Source organism: Halomonas sp. QHL1, from assembly GCF_001882345.1.
Classification (GTDB): Bacteria; Pseudomonadota; Gammaproteobacteria; order Pseudomonadales; family Halomonadaceae; genus Vreelandella.
This window is the reverse complement of the sequence record NZ_MINL01000001.1, coordinates 313,944-338,168: the sequence shown is the minus strand read 5'-3', so window position 1 is coordinate 338,168 and position 24,225 is coordinate 313,944. Positions and strand designations below refer to the sequence as shown.

General features: G+C 55.1%; 24 protein-coding genes. 3 read left to right on the top strand and 21 right to left on the bottom strand.

The genetic code is table 11. From position 1 onward, the window contains the following. Positions 1-9 precede the first annotated feature (9 nt). From lepB to rpoE, 7 genes are all read right to left on the bottom strand, one after another. Entirely contained in the window at positions 10-813 is an 804-nt protein-coding gene (gene lepB / locus QHL1GM_RS01560; protein WP_071692912.1) for a signal peptidase I, read from the bottom strand. A gap of 15 nt (positions 814-828) precedes the next feature. Further along, positions 829-2,646 (bottom strand): translation elongation factor 4, encoded by a 1,818-nt coding sequence (lepA, locus tag QHL1GM_RS01555; RefSeq protein WP_071692911.1) that lies wholly within the window; start codon positions 2,644-2,646, stop codon positions 829-831. 195 nt (positions 2,647-2,841) lie between these two features. Continuing rightward, positions 2,842-4,254, bottom strand: coding sequence for a DegQ family serine endoprotease (locus tag QHL1GM_RS01550; RefSeq protein WP_071692910.1), 1,413 nt, complete (start codon positions 4,252-4,254; stop codon positions 2,842-2,844). A gap of 72 nt (positions 4,255-4,326) precedes the next feature. Next, on the bottom strand, positions 4,327-4,794 hold the full coding sequence (locus QHL1GM_RS01545; protein WP_071692909.1) for a SoxR reducing system RseC family protein: 468 nt from the start codon (positions 4,792-4,794) through the stop codon (positions 4,327-4,329). 31 nt (positions 4,795-4,825) lie between these two features. Further along, positions 4,826-5,854 carry a MucB/RseB C-terminal domain-containing protein gene (locus QHL1GM_RS01540; protein WP_071692908.1) on the bottom strand — a complete coding sequence of 343 codons (1,029 nt, stop codon included), beginning with the start codon at positions 5,852-5,854 and terminating at the stop codon, positions 4,826-4,828. A gap of 77 nt (positions 5,855-5,931) precedes the next feature. Continuing rightward, a complete protein-coding gene (locus tag QHL1GM_RS01535; RefSeq protein WP_071692907.1) occupies positions 5,932-6,666 on the bottom strand; it encodes a sigma-E factor negative regulatory protein in 735 nt (244 codons plus the stop codon). A gap of 313 nt (positions 6,667-6,979) precedes the next feature. Then, positions 6,980-7,579 (bottom strand): RNA polymerase sigma factor RpoE, encoded by a 600-nt coding sequence (gene rpoE, locus QHL1GM_RS01530; protein ID WP_071692906.1) that lies wholly within the window; start codon positions 7,577-7,579, stop codon positions 6,980-6,982. A gap of 393 nt (positions 7,580-7,972) precedes the next feature. Between rpoE and QHL1GM_RS01525 the strand changes: the two genes are divergently transcribed. Further along, complete coding sequence (locus tag QHL1GM_RS01525) at positions 7,973-9,049, top strand: 3-deoxy-7-phosphoheptulonate synthase (protein ID WP_071692905.1); 1,077 nt, start codon at positions 7,973-7,975, stop codon at positions 9,047-9,049. A gap of 89 nt (positions 9,050-9,138) precedes the next feature. Here QHL1GM_RS01525 and dinG read toward each other — a convergent pair whose 3' ends face one another. Both dinG and rhlB read right to left on the bottom strand, forming a co-directional pair. Next, the gene (dinG, locus tag QHL1GM_RS01520) at positions 9,139-11,268 is read right to left on the bottom strand and encodes an ATP-dependent DNA helicase DinG (RefSeq protein ID WP_071692904.1); all 2,130 of its coding nucleotides are present in this window, start codon (positions 11,266-11,268) and stop codon (positions 9,139-9,141) included. Between the two features lie 5 nt (positions 11,269-11,273). Further along, on the bottom strand, positions 11,274-12,548 hold the full coding sequence (rhlB, locus tag QHL1GM_RS01515) for an ATP-dependent RNA helicase RhlB (RefSeq protein ID WP_071692903.1): 1,275 nt from the start codon (positions 12,546-12,548) through the stop codon (positions 11,274-11,276). A 144-nt stretch (positions 12,549-12,692) separates the two neighbouring features. Here rhlB and QHL1GM_RS01510 point away from each other — a divergent pair, with 144 nt between their 5' ends. Both QHL1GM_RS01510 and xthA read left to right on the top strand, forming a co-directional pair. Further along, the gene (locus QHL1GM_RS01510; protein ID WP_071692902.1) at positions 12,693-12,950 is read left to right on the top strand and encodes a hypothetical protein; all 258 of its coding nucleotides are present in this window, start codon (positions 12,693-12,695) and stop codon (positions 12,948-12,950) included. After that, positions 12,950-13,777, top strand: coding sequence for an exodeoxyribonuclease III (xthA, locus tag QHL1GM_RS01505; RefSeq protein ID WP_071692901.1), 828 nt, complete (start codon positions 12,950-12,952; stop codon positions 13,775-13,777). The genes QHL1GM_RS01510 and xthA overlap by 1 nt, the downstream gene beginning before the upstream one ends. 34 nt (positions 13,778-13,811) lie before the next feature. On the opposite strand, the gene QHL1GM_RS01500 is transcribed toward xthA, so the two are convergent. From QHL1GM_RS01500 to QHL1GM_RS19600, 12 genes are all read right to left on the bottom strand, one after another. Continuing rightward, positions 13,812-14,891 (bottom strand): hypothetical protein, encoded by a 1,080-nt coding sequence (locus QHL1GM_RS01500; protein WP_071692900.1) that lies wholly within the window; start codon positions 14,889-14,891, stop codon positions 13,812-13,814. Positions 14,892-14,895: 4 nt separating this feature from the next. Further along, positions 14,896-15,657, bottom strand: coding sequence for an energy transducer TonB (locus QHL1GM_RS01495; RefSeq protein ID WP_071692899.1), 762 nt, complete (start codon positions 15,655-15,657; stop codon positions 14,896-14,898). Then, the gene (locus tag QHL1GM_RS01490) at positions 15,654-16,061 is read right to left on the bottom strand and encodes a biopolymer transporter ExbD (RefSeq protein WP_071692898.1); all 408 of its coding nucleotides are present in this window, start codon (positions 16,059-16,061) and stop codon (positions 15,654-15,656) included. Before QHL1GM_RS01490 ends, QHL1GM_RS01495 begins: the two co-directional genes overlap by 4 nt. Then, on the bottom strand, positions 16,054-16,596 hold the full coding sequence (locus QHL1GM_RS01485) for a MotA/TolQ/ExbB proton channel family protein (RefSeq protein ID WP_071692897.1): 543 nt from the start codon (positions 16,594-16,596) through the stop codon (positions 16,054-16,056). Before QHL1GM_RS01485 ends, QHL1GM_RS01490 begins: the two co-directional genes overlap by 8 nt. Before the next feature lies 1 nt (position 16,597). Beyond that, positions 16,598-17,944, bottom strand: coding sequence for a MotA/TolQ/ExbB proton channel family protein (locus QHL1GM_RS01480; protein ID WP_071692896.1), 1,347 nt, complete (start codon positions 17,942-17,944; stop codon positions 16,598-16,600). Then, positions 17,941-18,723, bottom strand: coding sequence for a DUF3450 domain-containing protein (locus tag QHL1GM_RS01475; protein WP_071692895.1), 783 nt, complete (start codon positions 18,721-18,723; stop codon positions 17,941-17,943). Before QHL1GM_RS01475 ends, QHL1GM_RS01480 begins: the two co-directional genes overlap by 4 nt. A 256-nt stretch (positions 18,724-18,979) precedes the next feature. After that, positions 18,980-19,951, bottom strand: coding sequence for a class 1b ribonucleoside-diphosphate reductase subunit beta (gene nrdF, locus QHL1GM_RS01470; protein WP_007114779.1), 972 nt, complete (start codon positions 19,949-19,951; stop codon positions 18,980-18,982). A 134-nt stretch (positions 19,952-20,085) separates the two neighbouring features. Further along, a complete protein-coding gene (nrdE, locus tag QHL1GM_RS01465) occupies positions 20,086-22,191 on the bottom strand; it encodes a class 1b ribonucleoside-diphosphate reductase subunit alpha (RefSeq protein WP_217648556.1) in 2,106 nt (701 codons plus the stop codon). 98 nt (positions 22,192-22,289) lie between these two features. Then, on the bottom strand, positions 22,290-22,724 hold the full coding sequence (gene nrdI / locus QHL1GM_RS01460) for a class Ib ribonucleoside-diphosphate reductase assembly flavoprotein NrdI (protein ID WP_071692893.1): 435 nt from the start codon (positions 22,722-22,724) through the stop codon (positions 22,290-22,292). A gap of 9 nt (positions 22,725-22,733) precedes the next feature. Then, positions 22,734-22,955 carry a glutaredoxin-like protein NrdH gene (gene nrdH / locus QHL1GM_RS01455; RefSeq protein ID WP_008956787.1) on the bottom strand — a complete coding sequence of 74 codons (222 nt, stop codon included), beginning with the start codon at positions 22,953-22,955 and terminating at the stop codon, positions 22,734-22,736. Between the two features lie 250 nt (positions 22,956-23,205). Beyond that, positions 23,206-23,817 (bottom strand): superoxide dismutase, encoded by a 612-nt coding sequence (locus tag QHL1GM_RS01450; protein WP_035578576.1) that lies wholly within the window; start codon positions 23,815-23,817, stop codon positions 23,206-23,208. 200 nt (positions 23,818-24,017) lie between these two features. Further along, positions 24,018-24,225: electron transfer flavoprotein subunit alpha/FixB family protein (locus tag QHL1GM_RS19600; protein WP_254795235.1), on the bottom strand; the 208-nt coding region annotated here is incomplete at its 5' end.

Here is a 24,225-nt window from a genome sequence, read left to right as displayed (position 1 = left end):
GCGGCGTCTTCATTCAATGCGCCGCACGCTGGTAAAACTTGGCAACCCGCCATCCCAATGCATCCACACTGCAAACGCTCGACCAACAATATTCTCTTCGGGCACGAAGCCCCAATAGCGGCTGTCGTTGGAATGGTCACGGTTATCACCCATCGTGAAATAGTGGCCTTCTGGGACCTCCACTTCACGCATTTGCGGGCCAGGGTCGCGCGGGTTGTTATAAATAAAGTGCTCGGCGTCGCCAAGGCGTTCTTCTAACAGTAGCTGCTGGGGCGAACCTTCTGGGCCCTCTTCGATCAGCTCTTTGGTCACTGGCTCACCGTTAACATAGAGCTGCTTGCCCTCATAACGGATACGATCCCCAGGCATCCCGACCACACGCTTGATGAAATTCACCGAGGGTTCTTCAGGAAAGCGAAACACCATTACATCGCCACGCTCTGGGTCATCTACTTCGATAAAGCGCGTATTCACCACCGGCAAGCGTAGGCCATAGGCAAACTTGTTGACCAGGATAAAGTCACCCACTTCAAGCGTAGGCCGCATTGAACCCGAAGGAATCTGAAAGGGTTCAATGATAAAACTACGCACCACCAGCACCACCAGTAGCACTGGGAAAAACGAGCGCGCGTAGTCGACCGGCCAAGGCTCTTTAAGCAGTTTTTCGCTGGTAACTGGATCCAGCCCCTCCTGGGTATTGGCCTCCGCTGCGGCGAAGCGTTGGCGGCGCTTGGGCTTTAATAACCACACGTCCAACAGGTAAATAATGCCCGAGAGCGCAACGGCAAGTACCAGTAATAATGAAAAATCCATGAGTGGCGTTCTTTCCTAGTCGTTAACCTTGAGCACAGCAAGGAAGGCATCTTGGGGAATTTCCACACGCCCCACTTGTTTCATGCGTTTCTTACCCGCTTTCTGTTTCTCGAGCAGTTTTTTCTTACGGCTGACATCGCCGCCGTAACACTTAGCCGTAACGTTCTTGCGCAGCGCCTTCACGGTGGAACGAGCTACCACCTGGCCACCGATGGCAGCCTGAATCGCTACATCAAACATCTGCCGTGGGATCAGCTCCTTCATTTTTTCCACCAGCAAACGGCCGCGAGTGTGGGCATGGTCGCGGTGGATAATGACGGCTAATGCATCGACTTTATCGCCGTTAATCAGTACGTCTAAACGCACCAATTTGGCCTCTTCAAAGCGTTCGAAGTTGTACTCAAGCGACGCATACCCCTTCGAGATGGACTTCAGGCGATCAAAGAAGTCCATGACCACTTCCGACATGGGCAGTTCGTAGGCCAGTTGAATCTGGTTGCCCAAGAACTGCATATCCCGCTGTGTACCGCGGCGCTGTTCACACTCGGTAATAACGTTGCCGACATACTCCTGGGGGACCAGGATGCTGGCGCGGACAACCGGCTCGCGCATTTCATCTACGTCGGCCATATCGGGCAGTTTGGAGGGGTTGGAAACGTAGTTAACCTCGCCATTCTTCATCGCTAATTCGTAAACCACCGTAGGCGCGGTGGTGAGCAGGTCAATATTATACTCACGCTCCAGGCGCTCCTGGACAATCTCCATGTGCAGCGTGCCAAGAAAGCCCACACGGAAACCGAAGCCAAGGGCGTCGGAATTCTCTGGCACATATTCAAGCGAGGCATCGTTAAGCGCCAGTTTTTCGAGCGCATCGCGGAAGTCTTCGTAATCATCCGCGCTGACCGGGAACATACCGGCATAGACCTGCGGCTTCACTTTTTGGAAACCGGGCAGACGCGCTACGTCGGGGGTTTTAGTATGGGTAATTGTATCGCCCACCGGTGCCCCGTGAATCTCCTTGATGCCAGCGACAATAAAACCGACTTCACCGGCACGCAGGATATTGGTCTGTTTACGCTGGGGGGTAAAAATACCCACCTCCGTGGTACCCCAATCGCGGCCCGTCGATTTAATACGGATCTTATCGCCTTTGCGCAGAGTGCCATCAAATAGACGCACTAGCGACACTACGCCGAGATAGTTATCAAACCAGGAGTCGATAATAAGCGCTTGTAAGGGTGCATCCGGATCGCCTTTGGGTGGCGGAATATCACGCACCAGTCGTTCAAGCAGGGCATCGATTCCAATACCGCTTTTAGCCGACACTCGACAGGCATCGGTCGCATCCAGGCCGATGATCTCCTCGATTTCCTGAGAAACCTTGTCACAGTCAGCCTGGGGTAAATCGATTTTGTTAAGCACCGGCAGAACTTCCAGGCCTTGTTCGATCGCGGTATAGCAGTTGGCGACCGACTGGGCTTCCACGCCTTGCGCTGCATCGACCACCAGCAGTGCACCTTCACAGGCGTAGAGCGAGCGCGATACTTCGTAGGAAAAGTCGACATGGCCAGGCGTATCGATAAAGTTCAGCTGGTAAACCTGACCGTCGGCAGCCGTGTAATCCAGCGTGACCGACTGCGCCTTGATGGTAATGCCACGCTCGCGCTCTATATCCATGGAGTCGAGCACTTGCTCTTTAAGCTCACGCTCGGTTAACCCTTCGCAAGTCTGGATCAGACGATCAGAGAGCGTCGATTTACCGTGGTCAATGTGGGCGATTATCGAGAAATTGCGTATGTGCTTAAGCTTTCCGTTGGGAACGTCTTGGGACATCGAGTCTGTTCTGCCTTAGTGGTACGCAAGCGGCCGCATTGGCAGGCCGCTTCGAGAGTTCAAAGCTCGAAAACAGCTGCCGTTTACAAATAAGGGCCATTTCCGACAAAAAGATATCCGCTATTGTAGCGATATGCGCAGGCTAGGAACAGCGGTCCGGCGAGAACCGCCGGACCAGGAGTGAAAATAGGCGGGTTATTCCAGACGCAGCGCGACGAATAGTGAACGGCCGTCGCGGAAAAGACGCACGGGGATAGCGCGGTCAGTTGGCAACGCCTCGACGATCTCTACCAGCTCATCAGAAGAGGAAACGCTGCGGTGATCGATGCTCACCAACACATCTCCAGAGCGAATACCCGCTTCAGCGGCCACGCTGCCAGACTCTACTTGGCGAACGATCACGCCGCCCGGAATATTCAGTTGCTCGCGCATTGCCTCATCAAGTTCAGCGACCATCACACCAAGACGGGCTTGATTATTGCTGCTGGGCTGGTCCGGCGGTTGCTCGGCATTTGGCCAACTACCCAATTCGACTGACTCGGTCAGCTCTTCGCCATCACGCATTAAGGTGAGCTCTACCTCGGTGCCTGGCGCACCTTTGCCAATCAGACGCGGCAGTGAGCTTGAACGCTCAACCTCTTCGCCATTGACTTCAAGAATGACATCGCCAGCCTGAAGTCCTCCCTGGGCCGCAGGGCCTTCGGGATCAAGATCCGCAATCAAGGCGCCAATCGCATTTTCCATCCCAAAAGATTCGGCCAGATCTTCAGACACGGGCTGAATCATAACGCCTAGCCAGCCGCGATCCACCCGGCCGCCTTCACGCAGCTGATCCGCAACATCCATGGCAACATTGATAGGAATGGCAAATGAGACGCCCATAAAACCGCCACTGCGGGTAAAGATTTGCGAGTTGATACCCACCACTTCACCGTCTAGGTTAAATAGCGGGCCACCGGAATTACCAGGGTTGATTGCCACATCGGTCTGAATAAACGGCACATACGCATCGCGGGGTAAAGTACGGTTAATCGCGCTGACGATACCCGCGGTGACCGAGTGATCAAAACCGAAGGGAGAGCCAATGGCGGCCACCCACTCGCCTACTTTGAGCTCATCAGAATTACCCAAGGTAAGCGTGGGCAAGTCACTGGCATCGATTTTGAGTAGCGCGACATCGGTTTGAGGATCACTGCCAATCACTTCCGCGCTCAATTCCCGCCGATCATTGAGCCGCACAAGAATCTCGTCAGCATCCTGCACGACATGCGCGTTGGTCATCACATAGCCATCGTCACTGATGACGAAACCCGAGCCTAATGACTGACGCTCCTCCGTTCGCCCCTGACCACTACTAGGTGGCGCTGGAAAACTATCACCGAAGAAGTGACGGAAAATCTCTGGGATTTCCTGACCACCGAACCCGCCAAACCCTGGCGCGCTGTTACGCTGAACCGTTCTGCTGGTCGATATATTCACCACTCCAGGGGCGGCATCTTCAACCAACTCGGTGAAATCAGGTAAACCCTGTGCGCTGGCGGCCTGGCCAAACGTTAGTAATGCCACCACACAAACCCATAGCGTGGAAGGGAGAATCAAGCGCTTCATGCAAGAGCTCCTACTTATTAATGTGATAGTAATCTAAGGCAGATCAACAACTCACAGCGAGATGCCGGAGAACTAATTGACCAAACGTGGGCGAAAGCGTTCCCCTCGCCCACGCATTAGGCATTTAATACTTAGCGCACCGCTCACCAAGGCGATAAAAAAGACCAGTGGCGCCAGCCAAATCGTAGTACTGATGAGCGAAATAAGTCCGGATAACAATAGTGCAAGTAGTAGTGGCAGCCCATAAACAAAAAAAGCCAGCAGCGTGACAGAGGCGCGCGGCAGGCTAATGTTGACTTGGCTTCCTAGCGGGTAGTTTCGTTCAGCACTGTGCGTTTTTGGGGGAAGCGCTACGGCAATTCGCTGGCTGCGCTGGCGCGCCAACAACCCGACCCCACAACCTCGCCCCTGAGCACACTGCTCGCAGCCCTGTTGGGCTGAAACTTCTACGATAAGACCCTGTTGGACATGGTCGACAACCTTGCCAGAGCGAAGTAGTGGCATACCAAGTAAGGAGCGATAGGGAGCGGAAGTCATCATTTATTGCCCTGCCATGCACACATGTCTAACACTATGGCTCAACCTCATCGCCACTCTCAAGAACTTGACCTTCAGCAGAGTCGAAAGTAATTGAGCGAACGATACGTTGCAGCGTGGCTACTGGCAGCTCACCAATGGCCACCATCTGCCAGCGCCCTTCAGCGGTGATAGTATGTTCAATGGCCACGGCTGACACGCCCAGCTGCTTAACACCTTCCTGCAAGGCAGTTGTTTCTCCAGACGCTAAGGGTTCCACAAAGATACTCACGGTGGCTAAACCATCGCTGTAGACACGTTTGTGTAAATCATCACCCGCGAAAGTAACCGGTTGCGCTACAAAACCATCGGGTAGCCAAGTGCTGCGCCAAGGGGTATTAATAACAACGCTAGGCGTGCTCCCTCGCACGTTACCGGTGTACTTTTGAGGCGATTGGAGCTGGGTAATTTGGAAGGTTTCAATGATCCTATCCTGCTGATCACTGAGTACATGCTTAAGTAGCAAACCGGTATCTCGGTCTAACCACCATTCACGAGAAAAACGCCATTGGTCAAGGGGCTCAAAAATCAATTTAACGGCATCGCGACCAGCTACCCGGGCATTATCCTCAAGTTCAAGAGCGTAATATTTCTCAAGATGAGCCGCCCATCTTGCAGGTGAGGGTAGCTCACCGTTGCTGTGTTCTTGAGTCCAGGCCAACCTGCCCACCGGAGAGCGACGCTCAATGCTGACAGAGGGGCCATCTAAATACTGCACCACCTGCTGCCGAATACCGTCCTGAATGCGGTGTGATAATGCTAGCGTGCGTACATCGACAGCATCAATAGCCACCGCTCTAGCTTGAAACGCATAACAGTGGCTAGCCCATAAACCGCGCTCAAGCCACTGCGTTGCACTGTCAGGAGCTGCTTCAGATTCTACCGCACACTCATAGCCTGCATGGCGATCCGGTTGGCTAACGTCGGAAGAGCTATTGGCGATTTCCGCATATGCTTGAAGCGGGAGCGTAACCACCCCTACCGCCAATACCCATGCGCGCTTAACTCGCCGGGGACTTATCATGTTGCACCCCCTATCCCGCGCACACCCAGCTTACCTAACATGCACCATCAAAAAAGAACGACATTTAGTTTAGCGTTTTAACGCTGGCCTAATGGCTCTGCGACTGTCGATGAACGCATTAACGGCATCCAGCTGTCACCACTGCCGTAAGCGGCGCTCTGAGTATGTTGCTCTAAATAAGACTGCAATAAGCCAATCTGATCGAGATCAATATTAGTACCTTGGGAAGCGGTCACTCCCTGAGGTGTCTGGGCCGAAAAACCAGCTTCGCTAATATTCATTAAACCACTCTGACCCGACTGGCCGCTAAGCCGAAACGGCGTAGGCTCAAACATGGGCATGTCAGATCGAGTAGCTACTGCAGAAGCAGACTGAGAAGCTAAATTAACGGGCTCCACCTGGGTAGCTCCGTTTGCACCGGGCGCAGTCGTCGCAACGTCACTACTGCCCTGGCGAACGGATGAGTCATTGCCGAAGAACTGAACGCCAGTGATCACCATTAGGGATACCGCAGCGGCAACGCCAGCACCGCGGGCGAACGATATGCCACCTGAGCGATGAGCCACAGGTTCAGCAGCTTCCACCACTGGAGCAGGCTCTTCGCGCAGACGGGCCATAATGCCCGCAGAAAGATCGACGCTCACATCTACGCCCTGCTCGCGCTGCATCATACTGCGGGCAAGATGATATCGGCGCCATGTATCTGCGGCATCTTCATCATTTGGCAGTGCCTTCAACACTCGGCGAAGCTCAAGCTCATCACTCTCGCCATCCATTAACACCGAAAGTGATTCCCGTGTGTTTTGACTCATACTTCACACCCTCACACTGTTTAAAAGAAGTACTGGGATGATGGCATGTAGTGATATGCACCCATCATTCCGACGACTTCCAAGGCCAAGACTCCTTTGCAAGCTAATTAAATTGACAAAGCTAATTAGTTTGCAATGCTAAGCTCATGACGCTTCGCACATTGATATGCCACCGAATGACATATCCCACGTGCTCATCAAGATAGTCAGGTTTTATGACGCCTTACATGCCAGACAGTTCACAAAAAAAATAAAACCTTCATTTTTTATACTGGCATTCTTTGGCGACAATATTGCCTTCCACTACTGACCGCTACTCATCGCGACTGTTCCGCGCCGTCGATACTAATGGGCGAATATGTTCATCAACCGCTTCACGAGCACGGAAAATTCGCGACCGAACGGTGCCTACAGGGCACTGCATGACCTGCGCAATATCTTCGTAAGCAAGGCCGTCCAGCTCGCGCAAAGTAATTGCCGTGCGCAGGTCATCGGGCAGGTTTTCGATCGCCTGATAAACCGCGGCTTCGAGCTGGTCTCTGGCAATGGCCGCTTCCGGTGACTCGGAGTCAGCTAATCGTCCGCTTTGATCAATGATTTCCGCGTCGACAATATCCATATCGCTTCCCGGCGGGCGCCTTCCCCGCGAGACCAGATAATTTTTCGCCGTGTTAATCGCGATGCGATACATCCAGGTGTAGAACGCACTTTCTGAGCGAAACTTGCCCAAGGCGCGATACGCCTTGATAAATGCCTCCTGGGCCACATCCTGAACTTCAGAGTGATCATGAACATAACGACCAATCAGGCCGATAATTTTGTGCTGGTATTTCTTTACCAGCAGATCGAAAGCGCGCGTATCACCTTTTTGGGCACGTTCAACAAGCTGTTGGTCTGTTTCCCGAGTGCCCATTCACACGCTCCTCCAGCTCGTACGGCGCGCGCCGAGCCCCATTCCTATTAGCCCTGACAAGTGGGCGTTCACAGCAAGCAGCATAGCGTCCCTTGGGCATTGATTAATCATAGAGTGAATAAAAGAGCGAAAACCTCGCCCGAATATGTTGCTGCATTTTATAACGGTACTGAATTTTAACGACCTAAATTCTAACAATACAGGCCCCAGTGTTACGCGTTCCGCGCAGCGCATCAAGCGCTTACCCCCTTTCGCAAAACCCTGCGGCTGACACTTTTAATGCCGCCGTAGTTCCACAACAATTGATTTTTACCTGCTCGGCAAGCGATAGTAGGTGCCACTTTTATCGCCCCGTCACTTTTTCTCACAAATAGTGCAAGCACAGGTAGCAAGATGTCAGAACAGCAGGTTAATAACCTTAACGTCCTCGCTCAAGACGTTCTCACCACGCCAGAAGCGCTCAAGAACGCCGTGCCGTTAACCGAAGCGGCGGAGCGCACCGTGATCGAAGGCCGCCAAACCATTCAGAACATCCTGGATGGTAACGACCCGCGACTGCTGGTAGTAGTCGGTCCATGCTCAATCCACGATGTGGAAGCCGCCCTCGATTACGCCCGCCGCCTGCGTGCGCTGGCTGACCAAGTCAGCGACAGCCTGTATATCGTGATGCGCGTCTATTTTGAAAAGCCGCGCACAACGGTCGGCTGGAAAGGCCTGATCAACGACCCGCACCTCAATGACTCCTTTGAGATCGATGAGGGCCTACATATCGCCCGCAAATTGCTGGTTGATCTGGCCGAAATGGGCTTACCGCTTGCTACCGAAGCCCTCGACCCTATCTCGCCCCAGTATCTGCAAGACTGCATTAGCTGGTCGGCGATTGGCGCCCGCACCACCGAGTCCCAGACCCACCGGGAAATGGCTTCTGGACTCTCCTGCCCGGTCGGCTTTAAAAACGGTACCGACGGCAGCCTGGACGTGGCGATTAACGCGCTTCAGTCCGTAGCCAGCCCGCACAACTTCCTGGGCATTAACCAGGCGGGCCAGGTGGCGATTATTCGCACCCGCGGCAATGCTTACGGCCATGTCGTTCTACGCGGCGGTAACGGCAAGCCCAACTACGACAGCGTAAGCGTTGCCCTGTCGGAGAAAGAGCTTGAGAAAGCCAAGCTATCGCCCAACATCATGATCGACTGCTCCCACGCCAACTCCAACAAAGACGCCGCGCTACAGCCGTTGGTGCTGGAGAACGTCACCAACCAGATTTTGGAAGGCAACACCTCCATTATTGGCCTGATGGTTGAATCCAACATTGGCTGGGGCAATCAAAAACTGACCCAAGACCTTAGCCAACTGCAGTATGGCGTTTCCATCACCGATGCCTGCATCGACTGGGATACTACGGTGGAAACGTTTAACCGGATGAACGACAAACTTGCCGCCACGCTGGCCAAGCGCATCGCTAAGTAACACCTACGCCGTTGCAGCTATATAAGCTGCTATAAAATCCCCGCCTCGGCGGGGGTTTTTGATTGTTTCCCAGAACATTGAGTAAACGGCTAGCGACTAATTTCGCGCCGAAATGGCGGCAGTGCGTCCAGCAGTGCTTGCCCGTAACGGCGGGTAATCACCCGTTTATCCAGCAAGGTGATTGTCCCACGATCACTCTCTTTACGAATCAAGCGCCCGCAGGCCTGCACCAGCTTAATAGACGCATCAGGCACGCTAATGCGCATAAACGCATTACCGCCCTGGCTCTCTATCCACTCCGCTAACGTAGCGCCCACCGGGTCATCGGGTACCGCAAAGGGTAGCCGCGTAATCACCACGTGCGTCAAATAGTCGCCGGGAAGATCGATCCCCTCGGCAAAGCTCGCCAAACCAAAAATGATACTCCCCTCGCCCCTATCCACCGCCGCCCGATGGCGCTCGATAAGCTCACGTTTAGGTAGCGCATCCTGAGCGAGCACGCGCTCCTTCACACTCGCGGGCAGGGCTTTATCGACCGCCCGCAGCTGAGCGCGGGAAGAGAACAGCACCAGCGCCGCCTCTTTGTCGGCCAACTGCGAAACAAAAGTCACAATCGCCCGCTCGTGGGCCTCCCTGTCACCAGGGTCGGTGGCCTCTTTGGGAACCCGCAGCACCGCATTGGCGTAATCAAAAGGGCTCGGTAGCGCCTGATAGCGGTAACGATTCGCCAAACCTGCACGCTCCTGTAGACGCTCAAAGCGTCCTAAAGCGGTCAGGGTAGCCGAAGTAACCACCGCACCGTGACAGCGACCCCATAAATGTTTGGCCAGGGTATGTGCGGCTGAAACGGGGCTAGCCGAAAACTCAACTTCCGGCTCTCCCGCTACACGGCTTAGGGTAATCCAACGGGCGCTGGGCGCCTCGTTAGCAACATCCTGTTCGCTAAACGCCTGCCACAACGCATGCGCTTCTAGCGCTCGGCCATGAAGCAACGCGACGAGCGGCAGCCAGGTTTCTGCCTGCTCTCGATCAAGGCCGGTCTGCTTATCGGGATCAAGGCTTTCGCGCAGAATATCGCTAATGCTTTCCAAGCAGCGCGACAGTGAAGCAAACATCACCAACAGCTGCTGCGCCTGCTCACGAAGAGCATCGGGCACTTGCCCCTTCTCAAAACGCGATTGATGAGTGGCCTCTTCGTCGGCCAAGCCGTTTGGCCGGTCCGCCAGTTGATGCCCCATGCTAAACACATCGCCCAGCGCGGGTTCCAGGTTATGAATCAGCTCCGGCAAGCTCACTAACAGCCGCGACACCGTTGGTTGAATGGCTAACGCCTGGTGAAGGTCGGTTAAACTGCTTTTCAGCGTTTTCAGCCAGCGCAAGCAGCCGTGTACTGCAAAGCGGTGGGCGAAATGGGAAAGCGCCTTCTCGGGCAGATGGTGGCCTTCGTCGAAGATAAAAATGCAGTCCGCCGGGTCAGGCAGAATAGCGCCACCGCCCAAGGCTAGATCGGCCAACACAAGGTCATGATTGGCGACGATCACATCAGCGTTTTCAAGCTCACGACGGGAACGAAAAAACGCGCAGGCACCAAAGTGCCCGCAGCGCCTACCCGTGCATTGGCGATGATCAACCGTCAGCCGCCGCCAGTGGGCATCGTCAATCGCTTCTGGCCAGTTATCACGATCCCCTTCCCATTCGCCCTGGCCGTAAGCTTGCGCCATATCGCTGGCAATGACCGTAAAGTCACTGCTTTGCGTTTGCAGCGACTGCTCAAACAGCGAGAGCGTCGGGTTGGGTTCAGTACCTTCGAGCGCCTGATCCAAACGCGCCACACACACATAGCGACCTCGCCCTTTGGCTAATGCATAGCGAAAGGCGATGCCGCTGTGGCTTGCGAGAGAGGGTAAATCCTGATTAAGCACCTGCTCTTGAAGAGCAACAGTAGCCGTGGAAATGATCAGCCGCTTGCCGCGCGCTTTCGCTATCGGCAAGGCGGCGATCAGATAAGCCAGCGTTTTGCCGGTACCAGTACCTGCTTCGAGTACACAGACATGGGTATCGCTGGTTCGCTTACCCTCGCCATCGCTCTCTATATTACCCAGCGTCCGGGCAATTTCGGCGATCATCATGCGCTGTCCGTAGCGTGGGGTCAGCTCAAGTGTGTCCACCACGCGACGGTAAGCGTCTTGAATCTCGCTTTTGAGGGCTGTATCGAGCATGCGGCTTAGAGCATACCTTCAGGCGGATGTACGCAGGGCAGCTTGTCGTTGATATAGCGTTCGATTTCCGGCAGCGAGAAGGCATCCTCTTCACCGACGAAGCTAATCGACACACCCTTGGCACCAGCGCGACCGGTACGACCGATACGGTGCACGTAGTCTTCCGGGTCTTCCGGGAGGGTGTAGTTGATGACGTGACTGACGTCTTCAATGTGGATCCCACGGCCAGCAACGTCGGTTGCGACCAACACCTGAATTTCGCCTTCGCGAAAGCTTTCCAGTGTTTTGATACGCTGATTCTGAGGTACATCCCCCGACAACATCGCAGCACTGACACCGGCTTTTTTGAGCAGGTCGTCAAGCTTGCGCACTAAATCACGGCGGTTACCAAAGACCATCACACGCTCAAAGCTCTCTTGCTGGAGTAGATTAACCAGCAAGCGCTGCTTGTCGTCATCAGACACCAAATACACGCGCTGATCGATGTCCGCCTGATTTTCGACGGTCACTTCGATCTCAACGTGGGCAGGATCCAGCGTCCACTGACTGGCAAGATTCAAGATGTCGTCGGTAAAGGTGGCCGAGAAGAGGAAGGTTTGACGCTCCTCTTTCTTCGGCGTGTAGCGAATGATTCGCTTCACGTCGGGGATAAAGCCCATCGACAACATTCGGTCGGCTTCATCTAACACCAATACTTCGACTTCATTGAGGTCGATATCGCGCTTCTGATGAAAATCCAACAGGCGCCCAGGTGTTGCCACCAGAATATCGATCTTACTGCCCAGGCTTTCACGCTGCTTCTGGTAGTCCATACCGCCGACCACACTCGCCACGTTGAGCTGGGTGAAGCGTGCTAAAGCTTTAGCATCTTTTTCGATCTGCAGTGCCAGCTCGCGGGTGGGCGCAATAATCAAGGCTCGCGGTGCGCCTGGCTTTTGACCATTGGGTGTTGGCTCTTCCAGGAAGTAGGCCATCACAGAGATCAAAAAGGCTGCGGTTTTACCGGTTCCCGTTTGCGCTTTGCCGACAATGTCGCCACCCAATAGCGTTTGGCGCAGGGCCTCGGCTTGAATAGGCGTACAGTACTCAAACCCTTGGGCATGAATAGCGCGCATTAAGGGCAGCGGCAGATCAAAGTCATGAAAGCGCCACTTGCCGGCCACGGCGGGCACCTGAAACTGACGAAGATCCCAGCTCGACTGGCGACGACGCGGTTTACGACGGCGGCGTTTTGGCTTGCGGTTCTGGGCCGGTGCTGTGGTCTGTTCCGACTCGCTCATAGGCTGTCTATCTGTCCATTGCTGTGGAAGTTGGCATTACGAAGTGCGCATTGTACCAGGGCTTGGCGATAAGAGCGCGTCCTGCTGTCGAAGGAGTCCCAAGGCCTGTTAGAATAGCCGTCAAATCGACGTAAGGAGCGCGACATGACGCGTAAGAAAAAAACTCGTTCACTGGCTGATAAGGTGACAATCCGTACCGGCCGGCGTAAAGATTATAAAAAGTGGCGCCATGACAACCCTGATCAAGTCGCCCCTTCGCGCCGTTTTGTGGCTAAAAAACAGCAGCAGCGCAAGCTTCAGGCGGTGAGAAAACTCGCCCGGCAGCAGAACGGGCAGGATATTGCCATTCATCCTGATAAAACTGATAGCGGCACTAACAAGCCTCAGGGGGACGACTCGTAATGCGCTTGGTTTCGTTCAATATTAATGGCATCCGAGCACGGCTTCACCAGTTACAGGCGTTGATCGACACTCAGCAGCCGGACGTGATTGGGCTTCAGGAAACCAAGGTGCAGGATAGTGAGTTCCCCATCGCCGACGTGGAAGCCATGGGTTACCACGTTTTTTATCACGGTCAAAAAGGCCACTACGGCGTTGCCTTGATGTGCCGCCAGGCGCCCACTGAAGTTTTTTACGGCTTCCCCGACGATGAGGAAGACGCCCAGCGCCGCATGATTGGCGTCCGCTTGCTGGCGGATGATGGCGACCCAGTAACGGTGTGGAACGGCTACTTTCCTCAGGGAGAAAACATTACTCACCCGACCAAATTTCCCCATAAAGAGCGCTTTTACGGCCAACTAGCGCGATTGCTCAACGAGCAGCACCGTCCTGACGAGCGACTGGCGATCATGGGCGATTTTAATATTTCGCCGGAAGACCAGGACATTGGCATTGGCGACGCTAACCGCAAGCGCTGGCTGCGCGAAGGCAAAACCAGCTTTCAACCCATTGAGCGCGAATGGCTCGAAGGCATTAAAGCCTGGGGGCTTACCGACAGCTATCGCCTCTGCTATCCACAAAGCGATGACCGCTTTAGCTGGTTCGACTACCGCTCAAAAGGGTTTAACCAGGATCCCAAGCGCGGCCTGCGTATCGACTATATTTTAGTCTCCAAAGCGCTAGCCGATCAGGTTACTGCCGCGGGCATCGACTACGACCTGCGCGGCATGGAACGACCCTCTGATCACGCGCCTACCTGGAGCGACTTCGCTCTCACGCTTAAGCCGTAGTCCTTGCTACACAGCCCTACCTACCTAGTCTTTTCTAGTTAAAGCTGGACAGCCACTGCTCCGCCTCCTCGTCACCTAGCGACGAGGCGCGGGCAAAGGCTTGTTTCGCTTGCCCATCCTCACCCCAGGCGTAAGCGAGCTGGCCATAGGCTCGCCAGTCGGCGGCAGCTTGAGTATGCAGCGCTAAGGTGTGCCAGGCATTCAGGGCCTTTTCAACATCTTTAGCCTGCCGCCAGGCGTTGGCAAGCAAACGCAGATGGGATTCATCGCTGACAATATCACCCTCATCCAGCGCCTGCTCTAAATGCTCTGCCGCTCTAGCGGGGGTTCCGCCCGCTAGATGGAGCTGAATCAACAGCCAGAAATCTTCCTGTTCGGTTAGCTTGCCTAATTGCCACGCCGTCTCCCACAGGCCAGCAGCTACCCCAGCCTGACCAGCCTGCTGGGCAAGCCCGGCGGCTTGGCGCCAATCGGCGGCGTCGCTTTGCGCACTCAAACCACCCAGCAGCCAGCCCAATGCCTGATCACCCTGCCCTGCATTGCGAAACACAGCAAGCGCCAGAGCCTGCTGCGCTTCAGTTAGCGCTGGCGTTTCATTAAGCGCCTGCTCAAGCCAATCGGCAGCTTCCTCCCAACGCTCCTGCTGTGCCAGTAGGCGGGTTAACTGCCAAACAGCATCAATGTCCTGCTGATTGGACAACCACTCACTGAGCAACTCAATGGCCTGATCACGCTGACCGGCAGCACGGCGCAGTGAGGCCTCCTCACGTAGCCAGCGGGCTGCTTGGGCACTATCGACACCGTTTAAGCCACGGGCAATCGCCAGCCGATCCGCTGCCGCAGCGTGCTGATCCTGACGCGCCAAGGCACCTGCCGCCAACTGCTGATAGAGCGCGCTGGCCCATTGATCCGATTGATTGCCGGATGCCAACCGCTCTGCCTGGGCAGTGGCCCGCTCGACGACTTGAGCCAACGCGTCCTCTTGGGACTGACTCTCTTTTAACTGGCTTTGCAATGCATTGAGGTCAGCAATGACATCGCCTTGCAGCGCAGGAGCGGCCTGTGATGAGAGAGACCAAATGCTTAATAATAAAAGGCATAAAAGACGCTTCATTCCGCTACCTCAACTGAAACTCGATCCGCTGGGTGGCATTGCGTAACCGATCACTGGGGTCAAATTGCCACTGGCTAATTGCATCCCGTGCGGCATCGTCAAAAACACGACGCGGCTGCGCATTGGTGACGCGAATAGAGGAAGCCTCAACACTGCCATCGCGGCGAATCGTAAACGCCACTTCCACAAAACCCTCCATACCCCGCCGTTGCGCGCGCGCAGGGTAGTTAGGATTCACCCGACTGGTCGGTGTGGCTTGGCCAACACTCACTGGTTCGTTAGAGGGAGAGGGCTCAGCCGCTGGGGCTGCTTCACGCTCAGCAGTTTGACTCTGCTCAGCCGTTGTAGCGGCGGGCGCTGGCTCTCGCGGCGCAGGCTCCGGCGCTGGTTCTGGAGCAGGTTCAGGCTGTGGCTCAGGTTCCGGCTCAACTTCGGTAAGCTCGGGGAGCTCACTGTCCATTTCGACAGGCTCAACGGGCTCATCCGGCAGTTCTGCTTCCGGTAAACTAATCGTGCTTTCCGCTACCGGAGGCGGCTCGGGTGCGGGCATAGGCGGCGGCGCTTGCTGTGGCGCGGCTTCTACAGGTTGAGGCGTAGGCGCTTCCTGTTCAGGGGCGACCTCCGGCGCTTCAACCATCGTCATCGCCATGCTCATGGTCAGCTCTTCGGGCTCCCGCTCGGGGGGTGCAACCAGCTGCGCCAGCAGCCAGAACAAGCCCACCGCTAGCACCACGCCTCCCAACAACGACAGCAGGTGGCGCATCATGACCCGCTCCGACTCGCCGCCACCGCCACTTGGTCAACGCCCGCCTCACGCAGGCGATCCATTACCTCGATCAGCAAGCCCGTGGTGGATTCACGGTCCGCCTGGATAACCACCGAACCATCGTCACTCAGCATATCGGCGACCTGTTGGCCGACCCGGTGGGCATCCACGGGACTGCCATCTACCCACACCGAGCCTTCCGGGGAAATCGCCACAAGCACCTGGGCGTCCGGGCGCGGGGTGGCGGCGCTGGATTCCGGCCGCTCAATCTCGACACCGCTCTCTTTGACAAAGCTGGTGGTGACGATAAAGAAAATCAGCATGATAAATACCACGTCGAGCATGGGGGTGAGATTCACCTCATTACTCTCAGCAGTGGCAGCAATGGAACGACGTCTACGCATCACTCTCCTCCAGTGCCCGCGCCAAGCGATCATGCAGCCGCTGGTCTTCACGACGGATGACGTGCTCTAAACGACTAATAAATAGCAGCCCCACCACGGCAATGGCCATGCCGGTCAAGGTCGGCAGCGTCGCCCTGGCGACGCCGTCTGCCATGGCGCGGGCTTGATGGGTCTCGCTTAATGAAAGGCTATCGAATACGCTAATCATGCCCGTCACCGTGCCTAACAACCCGAGTAACGGACATAGCGCGACTAATAGTTTTAACCATGGCAAGGGTTTGCGCAGCCTGGCGACCAGCGCCTCCGCCCACACTTGACGCAGTGTTCGGGCACTCCAACTGGTGTGATCGCTGCGCGCCGCCCAGCGGCGCAGCAGCTGACGACGCGCTATACGCCAAGTAATCCGGTAGTACCACCAGCGCTCCATGGCCATGGCAAATACCAATACAGCCACGATTGCGAGAACCACTAATACCGCGCCACCCGCCTCCACTAAACGCTCAACGGGTTCGAGCCAGAGAGGGAGAGTGGACATGTCAATTCACCACGGGTGTGTGAGATTCCAGATGATCTGCTAATGTTGCGCTCGCCTGCCCTTCAATCACATGGGTTAGGTAACGGCTACGGCCTGCCAGAGCGGTCTGCACAAACAACAGCGGCACAGCGGTAATCAGACCCAGTACGGTGGTCACTAGCGCCTGACTGATGCCGCCCGCCATTAGCTGCGGGTCGCCGGTGCCAAACACGGTAATCGCCTGAAAAGTCACGATCATGCCGGTTACCGTGCCCAGCAAGCCGAGCAACGGCGCAATCGCGGCAAGCAGCTTCACCATCGGCTGGCTGCGTTCTAACCTGGGCAACTCGGCCAACACCGCTTCATCCAAGCGCGCTTCCAGCGCCTCCGGGGTTTGATGTTTATCCATGCCTTCAAAGCGTAGCAGTACCCGCCCAAGCGGGTTATTGTCCTGCAGTTGATCAAGGGATTGCCGCTGACGTTTTACGCGCAGACTAACCAGCACTAGATAGAGATACTGCCCTAGGCCGATGATCATGCCCAGAATACCCAGCGCCACGACAACGTAGCCAACATAGCCACCCTGCTGGAAACGCTCCCAAAGGCTGGGCTGTTGGGCCAAGGCTTCGAGCACGCTGCCCTGGGTAGGATCAATGGCAAAGACGCTGCTTTCGCCTTGGTAGTAATCCGTCAGCAACCCGTCAATGGCATCGGGGGTGCGCGGTAGAACCACGAGGTTGCCATCATTTTCACCGCGCTCTAATAGCTCGTTCTCGGTAAAGGCCGCAAAATCGCCCAGCCGCATCAATTCACGTTCAGCCACCTCGCCATTAGCATCGGCGACTGGCATTGAAAGCCGCTCGGCACGACCGGTGCGGGCGGTTAACGCTGCCAAGCGATCCACCACGTATTCCAGCTGATGGCGCTCAAGCACTTCCACGTCATCCAGACGCGGCGGCAGTGAACCCTCCTCCAGGGTTAATAGACTCTCTTCGCCAAGCGTGTTGCGAACCTCAGAGCTATGGCGGGCAAGATTGGCCAGCAGACCCGAAAGCGCTTCGCCCTGCTCTGCCTGGCGTTCGCTCAGCTCGCTGGCTTGACCTGCTTGCTCTGCCTGCCGCGCCTGTAGTGCTTCATGCTGCTGCTGAGCATCTTCATGCTCGGCGCGCGCTTCTTCCAGCGCGGACTCTAGCGCCTGCTGGTCATCCAAAAAGTTCATTAGCCGCTGCTGGTCACGCGCTTCAGCCGCCTCACGGGCTTCACGCAGAGAAGTCGCGCTTTCGGTTTGCGCCATTGATACGCCACTTACCGCTACCAGTCCCAATACAACGCAGGCATAGCCCAATTGACGAAGTGTTAGCCGACTCATGGTTGCTCCCCCTGCTGGTCATTGGCACTGATCGAGAGCGGCAAGGTTAATAGATCCGGGGCGCGCTGATCTTCCGCCATACGCAGTCCACTGCGCACTTCACGCAGGTACTCGTCATCCAGCGGCTGCCATGCGCCGTTCTCAGCGCTCCACACACCGCCCTCACGGCCATCGGGGGTTAGGTAATAAAAGCCGATACGCCCGATGCGCAGGAAATCCACTTCGCGTTCGCGGCCATCCTGACTTAAACGCCCTCGCCAGCTATCCATCTCCTGCCCATAGTCGAGCTCAACGCGCCAAGCCTCTAGCAGTCCATTAATACGCTCAATGGTGTTTTGACCCTGCTCATCGGGTTGACGCTCAACCCGCGCCAACCGCTCCTCACGTAAAAACGGCAGGTCACGCTCAATCCAGCTGCTAAGCTGCTCGGCCATATTCTGTTCGATCACGGGCAGCGCTGCGCGGGTCTCTTCCAGCGTATCCAGCGCCGTCGCCAACCGCTGCTGACGCTCGGCCTCTTCCGCCAAGCGCCCGGAAAGTGAGGCGTTATCAGCCTTCAGCTGGCGGGTTTCACGCTCCAGACGGCGCAGTTCTTCAAGCTGTTCACGGGTCTGCTCATCAGCAGCATCAATCTGCTCCTGAAGCGCTGCTTGGGTTTGCTGGGCTTCGACACTTTCGGCCGCTTGAGCCACTGCTTGTTCACTTGCCAACAGCGCGCCACTGGCCAGCACTCCCGCTAGCCACCATCCACGCAAGGCAAAGAAAGGCCTGTTCAGCACGTCGACTCTCCGTCACTGAGTAGCGGGCGGCGGGCACCGCCCTACTAGAAACTAATTGGGTATTAGAACGATTTGCGTTTAACTTTTACGCTGCCTAGCCTACCACTAATATAATAAATGACAATATTTATCATTAAGATTCATATAACTGTACGCGTTTAGACACAAAAAAGCGGCAGCTCTTTCGAACTACCGCTTTTAATGACTGCTTCAAGCAGCACTGCTTTCTTAGCCATAAACCCGCATTAGCTTCTCTTTAGAAAGCCCAGTCGTCGTCTTCGGTGGCAACGGCTTTGCCGATCACATAAGAGGAGCCAGAGCCGGAGAAGAAGTCGTGGTTCTCGTCGGCGTTGGGTGAAAGTGCCGCCATGATAGTGGGATCCACATCGGTGACGCTGCTGGGGAACAGCGGCTCGAAGCCAAGGTTCATCAGCGCTTTATTGGCGTTGTAGTGAAGGAATTTTTTCACGTCTTCACTTAGGCCTACCTCGTCATACAGTGACTCGGTGTAGCGCACTTCGTTGTCGTAGAGCTCCAGCAGCAGCTCGTAGGCATAATCTTTGACCTCCTGCTGGCGCGCTGGCGTCGCTTCCGCCATTGCCTGCTGGAATTTATAGCCGATGTAGTAGCCATGTACCGCTTCGTCGCGAATGATCAAGCGAATCAGGTCGGCGGTATTGGTCAATTTGGCATGGCTTGACCAGTACATCGGCAGGTAGAAGCCGGAGTAGAACAGAAACGACTCAAGGAAGACGCTGGCGACTTTGCGCATAAGCGGGTCATCCGAGCGGTAGCGCTCTAAAATCAGCTGGGATTTTGCCTGCAGCGTGGGGTTCTCTTCACTCCAGCGAAAGGCATCGTCCACATCACGGGTGGTACAGAGCGTCGAGAAAATCGAGCTGTAGGAGCGCGCGTGCACCGATTCCATAAAGGCGATGTTGGTGTAAACCGCTTCTTCGTGGGGAGTACGAGCATCCTCCATTAATACCGGTGCCCCCACGCTGCTTTGGATGGTGTCCAGCAGTGTGAGGCCCGTGAATACGCGGATCGTCAGCTGCTTTTCTTTTTCGGTTAGAGTGTTCCAGGACTGAATATCGTTAGACAGCGGGACTTTTTCCGGCAGCCAGAAATTACTGGTCAAGCGGTTCCAAACTTCCAGGTCTTTATCATCCTGAAGCCGGTTCCAGTTAATCGCATCAACCCGCGATAAACGTTGCATGGTGTTCATATCACTCTCTCAAAGCCCGGCTATGAGAGCCTGGCTATGACAGCCGGGCTAGCAAAGCTTGTTTATAAAAAGCTGGGTTATAAAAACGAATGCTCAATAACAGACACAAGGCGTAGCTGCAGTAAGCAGTCCCATTACAGCGTGCAGGAAACGCAGCCTTCTACCTCGGTACCTTCTAACGCGCTCTGGCGCAGGCGAATGTAGTAAAGCGTTTTGATGCCTTTGCGCCAGGCGTAAATCTGCGCTTTATTGATATCGCGTGTGCTTGCGGTGTCTGGGAAGAACAGCGTTAGCGATAAGCCCTGGTCAACGTGCTGCGAGGCTTCCGCGTAGGTATCGATGATCTTTTCTGGGCCGATTTCGTAGGCGTCCTGGAAGTAGTCAAAATTGGCTTCATCCAGGAAAGGCGCCGGGTAATAAACACGCCCCAGCTTGCCCTCTTTACGAATCTCGATTCTCGCCGCCACCGGGTGAATACTGGAGGTAGAGTTATTGATGTAAGAGATCGACCCTGTCGGCGGTACCGCCTGCAGGTTACGGTTATACAAACCGTGGGCCATCACCGACGCTTTCAGTTCCCGCCAATCGTCCTGGGTCGGCAGCGCGATACCGCTGCGCTCAAACAGCCCGCGTACTTTATCGGTGCGCGGCAGCCACGCCTGGTCGGTGTACTTATCGAAGAAGGTCCCCGAGGCGTAGGTAGAGTCGGCAAAGCCCGCAAACGACTCTTTGTGCTCAATCGCCAAACGGTTCGACGCACGAATCGCATGGAAGGCAACGCAGTAGAAGTAGAGATTGGTAAAATCCAAACCTTCGTCAGAGCCGTAGTAAATGTGCTCCCGCGCCAGATAGCCGTGTAGGTTCATCTGGCCCAAGCCAATCGCCCGCGACTTGGCATTACCTTCGGCAATAGAGGGCACACTGCGCAGGTTACTCATTTCAGACACAGCGGTGAGACCACGAATAGCGATTTCCACACTGGTACCGATATCACCTGCGTCCATCACCTTGGCAATGTTCATGGAGCCCAGGTTACAGGAGATGTCCTGTCCGATTTGGCGATAACCCAGGTCGTCGTCATACTCGGTAGGCGTATTGACCTGAAGAATTTCAGAGCACAGGTTACTCATGTTGATACGGCCAGCAATCGGGTTGGCGCGATTAACCGTGTCTTCGAACATGATGTATGGGTAGCCCGACTCAAACTGCAGCTCGGCCAGCACCTGGAAAAACGCCCGGGCGTTAATCTTGTGCTTGCGGATGCGTGCATCGGCGACCATCTCTTGGTACTTCTCGGTAACGCTGATGTCGCCAAATGGCACGCCGTAAACACGCTCTACATCGTAGGGCGAGAACAGGTACATGTCGTCGTTGCGCTTGGCAAGCTCAAAGGTAATATCCGGAATCGTCACGCCCAGAGAGAGCGTTTTGATACGGATTTTCTCGTCGGCGTTTTCCCGCTTGGTATCCAAAAAGCGCAGAATATCCGGGTGGTGAGCGTTAAGATACACCGCCCCTGCCCCCTGGCGAGCCCCCAGCTGGTTAGCATAGGAGAAGGCATCTTCCAGCAGTTTCATAATCGGGATGATGCCCGAAGACTGGTTTTCGATACGCTTGATGGGCGCACCCGACTCACGAATATTACTGAGCAGAAACGCCACGCCGCCGCCGCGTTTGGAGAGCTGAAGAGCCGAATTAATGGAGCGCCCAATCGACTCCATATTGTCTTCGATACGCAGCAGGAAGCACGACACAAGCTCGCCGCGCTGCTGCTTGCCACAGTTCAAAAAGGTGGGGGTCGCAGGCTGAAAGCGGCCACTAATGATTTCATCCACCAGCGACTTCGCCAGCGTTTCGTCGCCCCGCGCCAGGGTTAGCGCGACCATGCAGACGCGGTCTTCGTAACGCTCTAGATAGCGTTTGCCGTCGAACGTCTTCAGCGTGTAGCTGGTGTAGTACTTAAAGGCGCCCAAAAAGCTTGGGAAACGAAACTTATACGCATAGGCCTGCTCGAACAACGCCTTGATAAAGGCGAAGCTGTACTGGGCCAGCATCTCGGCTTCGTAATACTGCTCTTCGACCAGGTAATCGAGCTTTTCTTCTAACGAGTGGAAAAACACCGTGTTCTGGTTAACGTGCTGCAAAAAGTACTGGCGTGCTGCTTCGCGATCTTTATCCAGCTGCAGCTCGCCATTGGCACCGTACAGGTTGAGCATGGCGTTAAGAGCGTGATAGTCCAGCGTGCGCGCTTCTGTCTTCGCTGCTGGCCGTTTGGCCTCGCCGCTTTTAGTGGATACGTCGTTCGAGACTGAGTCTTTCGGCGCTGAGTCTTTCGGCGCTAGGTTTGTCGTTTCCAAAACTCTTCTACTCCTTTGCGGACGTTGGTCACGTCGTCGTCGGTGCCAAACAGTTCGAATCGATACAGCAGCGGCACGTTGCACTTTTTCGCGATAATGCGGCCTGCAAGGCCATACGCTTCGCCAAAATTGGTATTTCCCGCTGCAATTACCCCCCGCAGGAGGCTTCGATTATGTGTGTCGTTAAGAAAATGGATCACCTGCTTGGGCACCGCACCCTGCTCACTTCCCCCACCGTAAGTGGGGGTAACTAAAATATACGGCTGGGTGACACGTGGAACAGGCTCTTCTCGATTCAGCGGCAGTCGCTTTGCGGTAAAACCAAGCTTTTCTACAAAACGATGGGTATTACCTGATTTAGTAGAGAAGTACACCAACGTGCCGACTACGGGTGTAGGTGCGCAACTTGCCAGCATTTGGATGACTTACGCCAGCGCTTGAATGCGGTCTGGGCGGAAACCCGACCAGTGATCCTCGCCGACGACTACGACGGGAAGCTGCCGATAGCCCAGCGCTTCCACTTCTTCTTGGGCGCCGGATTCAGCGGTAATATCAATAACGGTGTAATCGAGCCCCTGCTTGTCTAGCGCACGGTAAGTGGCGGTGCACTGAACACATGCTGGTTTGCTATAAATTTGAATTTCCATGGATGATCCCCTTTTCATAGCGGCATTTTTCGGGTAGAGCACATCTAGTGCCCGACCCCTCTAGAAGACACAACGCATACTATATATAGACCATGTGAAAATCAATTCAAGCATATGTGGTATTTTTCATCCACAGGATATTGACAGCTAATGCCCCACTCTATCCCAGGCAACAAAAAAACCGCCCACTAAAAAGTGGGCGGTTTTTAACAGCGCCATGAACCGGCGCGTCTAGCGGGTCATAGCAATTTTAGCTAATCGCAGCTTGGTAACGACGCTCAACGTCTTCCCAGTTTACAACGTTGAAGAACGCTGCAATGTAGTCAGGACGCTTATTCTGGTACTTCAGGTAGTAGGCATGCTCCCACACATCCAGACCAAGCAACGGCGTGTTGCCGTGCATTAGCGGGCTATCTTGGTTCAGGGTATTTTCTACCACCAATTTCTTTTCAGGGGTAATGGATAGCCATGCCCAACCACTGCCGAAACGGCCAACGGCGGCTTTTTTGAACTCTTCTTTAAAGGCTTCCAGACCGCCCAGCTCAGAATCGATCGCTTTTGCAACATCGCCCTGAGGGTTGCCACCGCCGTTAGGCGACATCATTTGCCAAAACATGGAGTGGTTGGCATGACCGCCACCGTTATTGATAACGGCTTGACGCTTGGCTTCTGGAACGCGATCTAGATTGGCGACCAGCTCTTCAACAGGTACATCTTCAAGACCCGTGCCTTCCAGCGTGGCGTTCAGGTTGTTGATGTAGGTTTGATGGTGACGAGAGTGGTGAATTTCCATCGTCATCGCATCGATGTTTGGTTCGAGAGCATCATATGCGTACGGCAATTCGGGTAATGTATGTGCCATATCATCATCTCCTTGAGTGGCTTTCGTTGCTTTCACTTACCTATGTGCGGTCGGCCCGCAGCTTTTTCAACCACCGGGGTGGATTTTCTTACCTTTTGCCCCAGTACTTTAGTCAACTATTGCCAGTTTACCTAATAGACCCGGCACAAAAAAGCCGACTTCTGGCGAAGTCGGCTTTTAGGACTTAGTTGTTCAACCGCTTACAGCTTGCTCTCGAGCTCCGGCAGGATCTCAAACAGATCCCCTACCAGGCCGTAGTCCGCCACCTGGAAGATCGGCGCTTCGTCGTCTTTGTTGATCGCGACGATCACCTTGGAGTCCTTCATGCCCGCCAGGTGCTGGATGGCACCAGAAATACCCACCGCGATATACAGATCCGGCGCAACGATCTTACCGGTCTGGCCGACC

Bases quoted from the DNA above. Each gene is read 5' to 3' on its own strand.
- QHL1GM_RS01500 (WP_071692900.1), bottom strand. From the start codon at position 14,891: ATGAAGCGTCTTTTATGCCTTTTATTATTAAGCATTTGGTCTCTCTCA.
- nrdH (WP_008956787.1), bottom strand. From the start codon at position 22,955: ATGGAAATTCAAATTTATAGCAAACCAGCATGTGTTCAGTGCACCGCC.
- rpoE (WP_071692906.1), bottom strand. From the start codon at position 7,579: ATGGGCACTCGGGAAACAGACCAACAGCTTGTTGAACGTGCCCAAAAA.
- QHL1GM_RS01490 (WP_071692898.1), bottom strand. From the start codon at position 16,061: ATGCGTAGACGTCGTTCCATTGCTGCCACTGCTGAGAGTAATGAGGTG.
- QHL1GM_RS01535 (WP_071692907.1), bottom strand. From the start codon at position 6,666: ATGAGTCAAAACACACGGGAATCACTTTCGGTGTTAATGGATGGCGAG.
- QHL1GM_RS01495 (WP_071692899.1), bottom strand. From the start codon at position 15,657: ATGATGCGCCACCTGCTGTCGTTGTTGGGAGGCGTGGTGCTAGCGGTG.
- QHL1GM_RS01450 (WP_035578576.1), bottom strand. From the start codon at position 23,817: ATGGCACATACATTACCCGAATTGCCGTACGCATATGATGCTCTCGAA.
- QHL1GM_RS01510 (WP_071692902.1), top strand. From the start codon at position 12,693: ATGACGCGTAAGAAAAAAACTCGTTCACTGGCTGATAAGGTGACAATC.
- nrdF (WP_007114779.1), bottom strand. From the start codon at position 19,951: ATGAACACCATGCAACGTTTATCGCGGGTTGATGCGATTAACTGGAAC.
- QHL1GM_RS01545 (WP_071692909.1), bottom strand. From the start codon at position 4,794: ATGATGACTTCCGCTCCCTATCGCTCCTTACTTGGTATGCCACTACTT.
- nrdI (WP_071692893.1), bottom strand. From the start codon at position 22,724: ATGCTGGCAAGTTGCGCACCTACACCCGTAGTCGGCACGTTGGTGTAC.
- QHL1GM_RS01540 (WP_071692908.1), bottom strand. From the start codon at position 5,854: ATGATAAGTCCCCGGCGAGTTAAGCGCGCATGGGTATTGGCGGTAGGG.
- QHL1GM_RS01485 (WP_071692897.1), bottom strand. From the start codon at position 16,596: ATGTCCACTCTCCCTCTCTGGCTCGAACCCGTTGAGCGTTTAGTGGAG.
- QHL1GM_RS01525 (WP_071692905.1), top strand. From the start codon at position 7,973: ATGTCAGAACAGCAGGTTAATAACCTTAACGTCCTCGCTCAAGACGTT.
- lepA (WP_071692911.1), bottom strand. From the start codon at position 2,646: ATGTCCCAAGACGTTCCCAACGGAAAGCTTAAGCACATACGCAATTTC.
- lepB (WP_071692912.1), bottom strand. From the start codon at position 813: ATGGATTTTTCATTATTACTGGTACTTGCCGTTGCGCTCTCGGGCATT.
- dinG (WP_071692904.1), bottom strand. From the start codon at position 11,268: ATGCTCGATACAGCCCTCAAAAGCGAGATTCAAGACGCTTACCGTCGC.
- rhlB (WP_071692903.1), bottom strand. From the start codon at position 12,548: ATGAGCGAGTCGGAACAGACCACAGCACCGGCCCAGAACCGCAAGCCA.
- xthA (WP_071692901.1), top strand. From the start codon at position 12,950: ATGCGCTTGGTTTCGTTCAATATTAATGGCATCCGAGCACGGCTTCAC.
- QHL1GM_RS01550 (WP_071692910.1), bottom strand. From the start codon at position 4,254: ATGAAGCGCTTGATTCTCCCTTCCACGCTATGGGTTTGTGTGGTGGCA.
- QHL1GM_RS01480 (WP_071692896.1), bottom strand. From the start codon at position 17,944: ATGAGTCGGCTAACACTTCGTCAATTGGGCTATGCCTGCGTTGTATTG.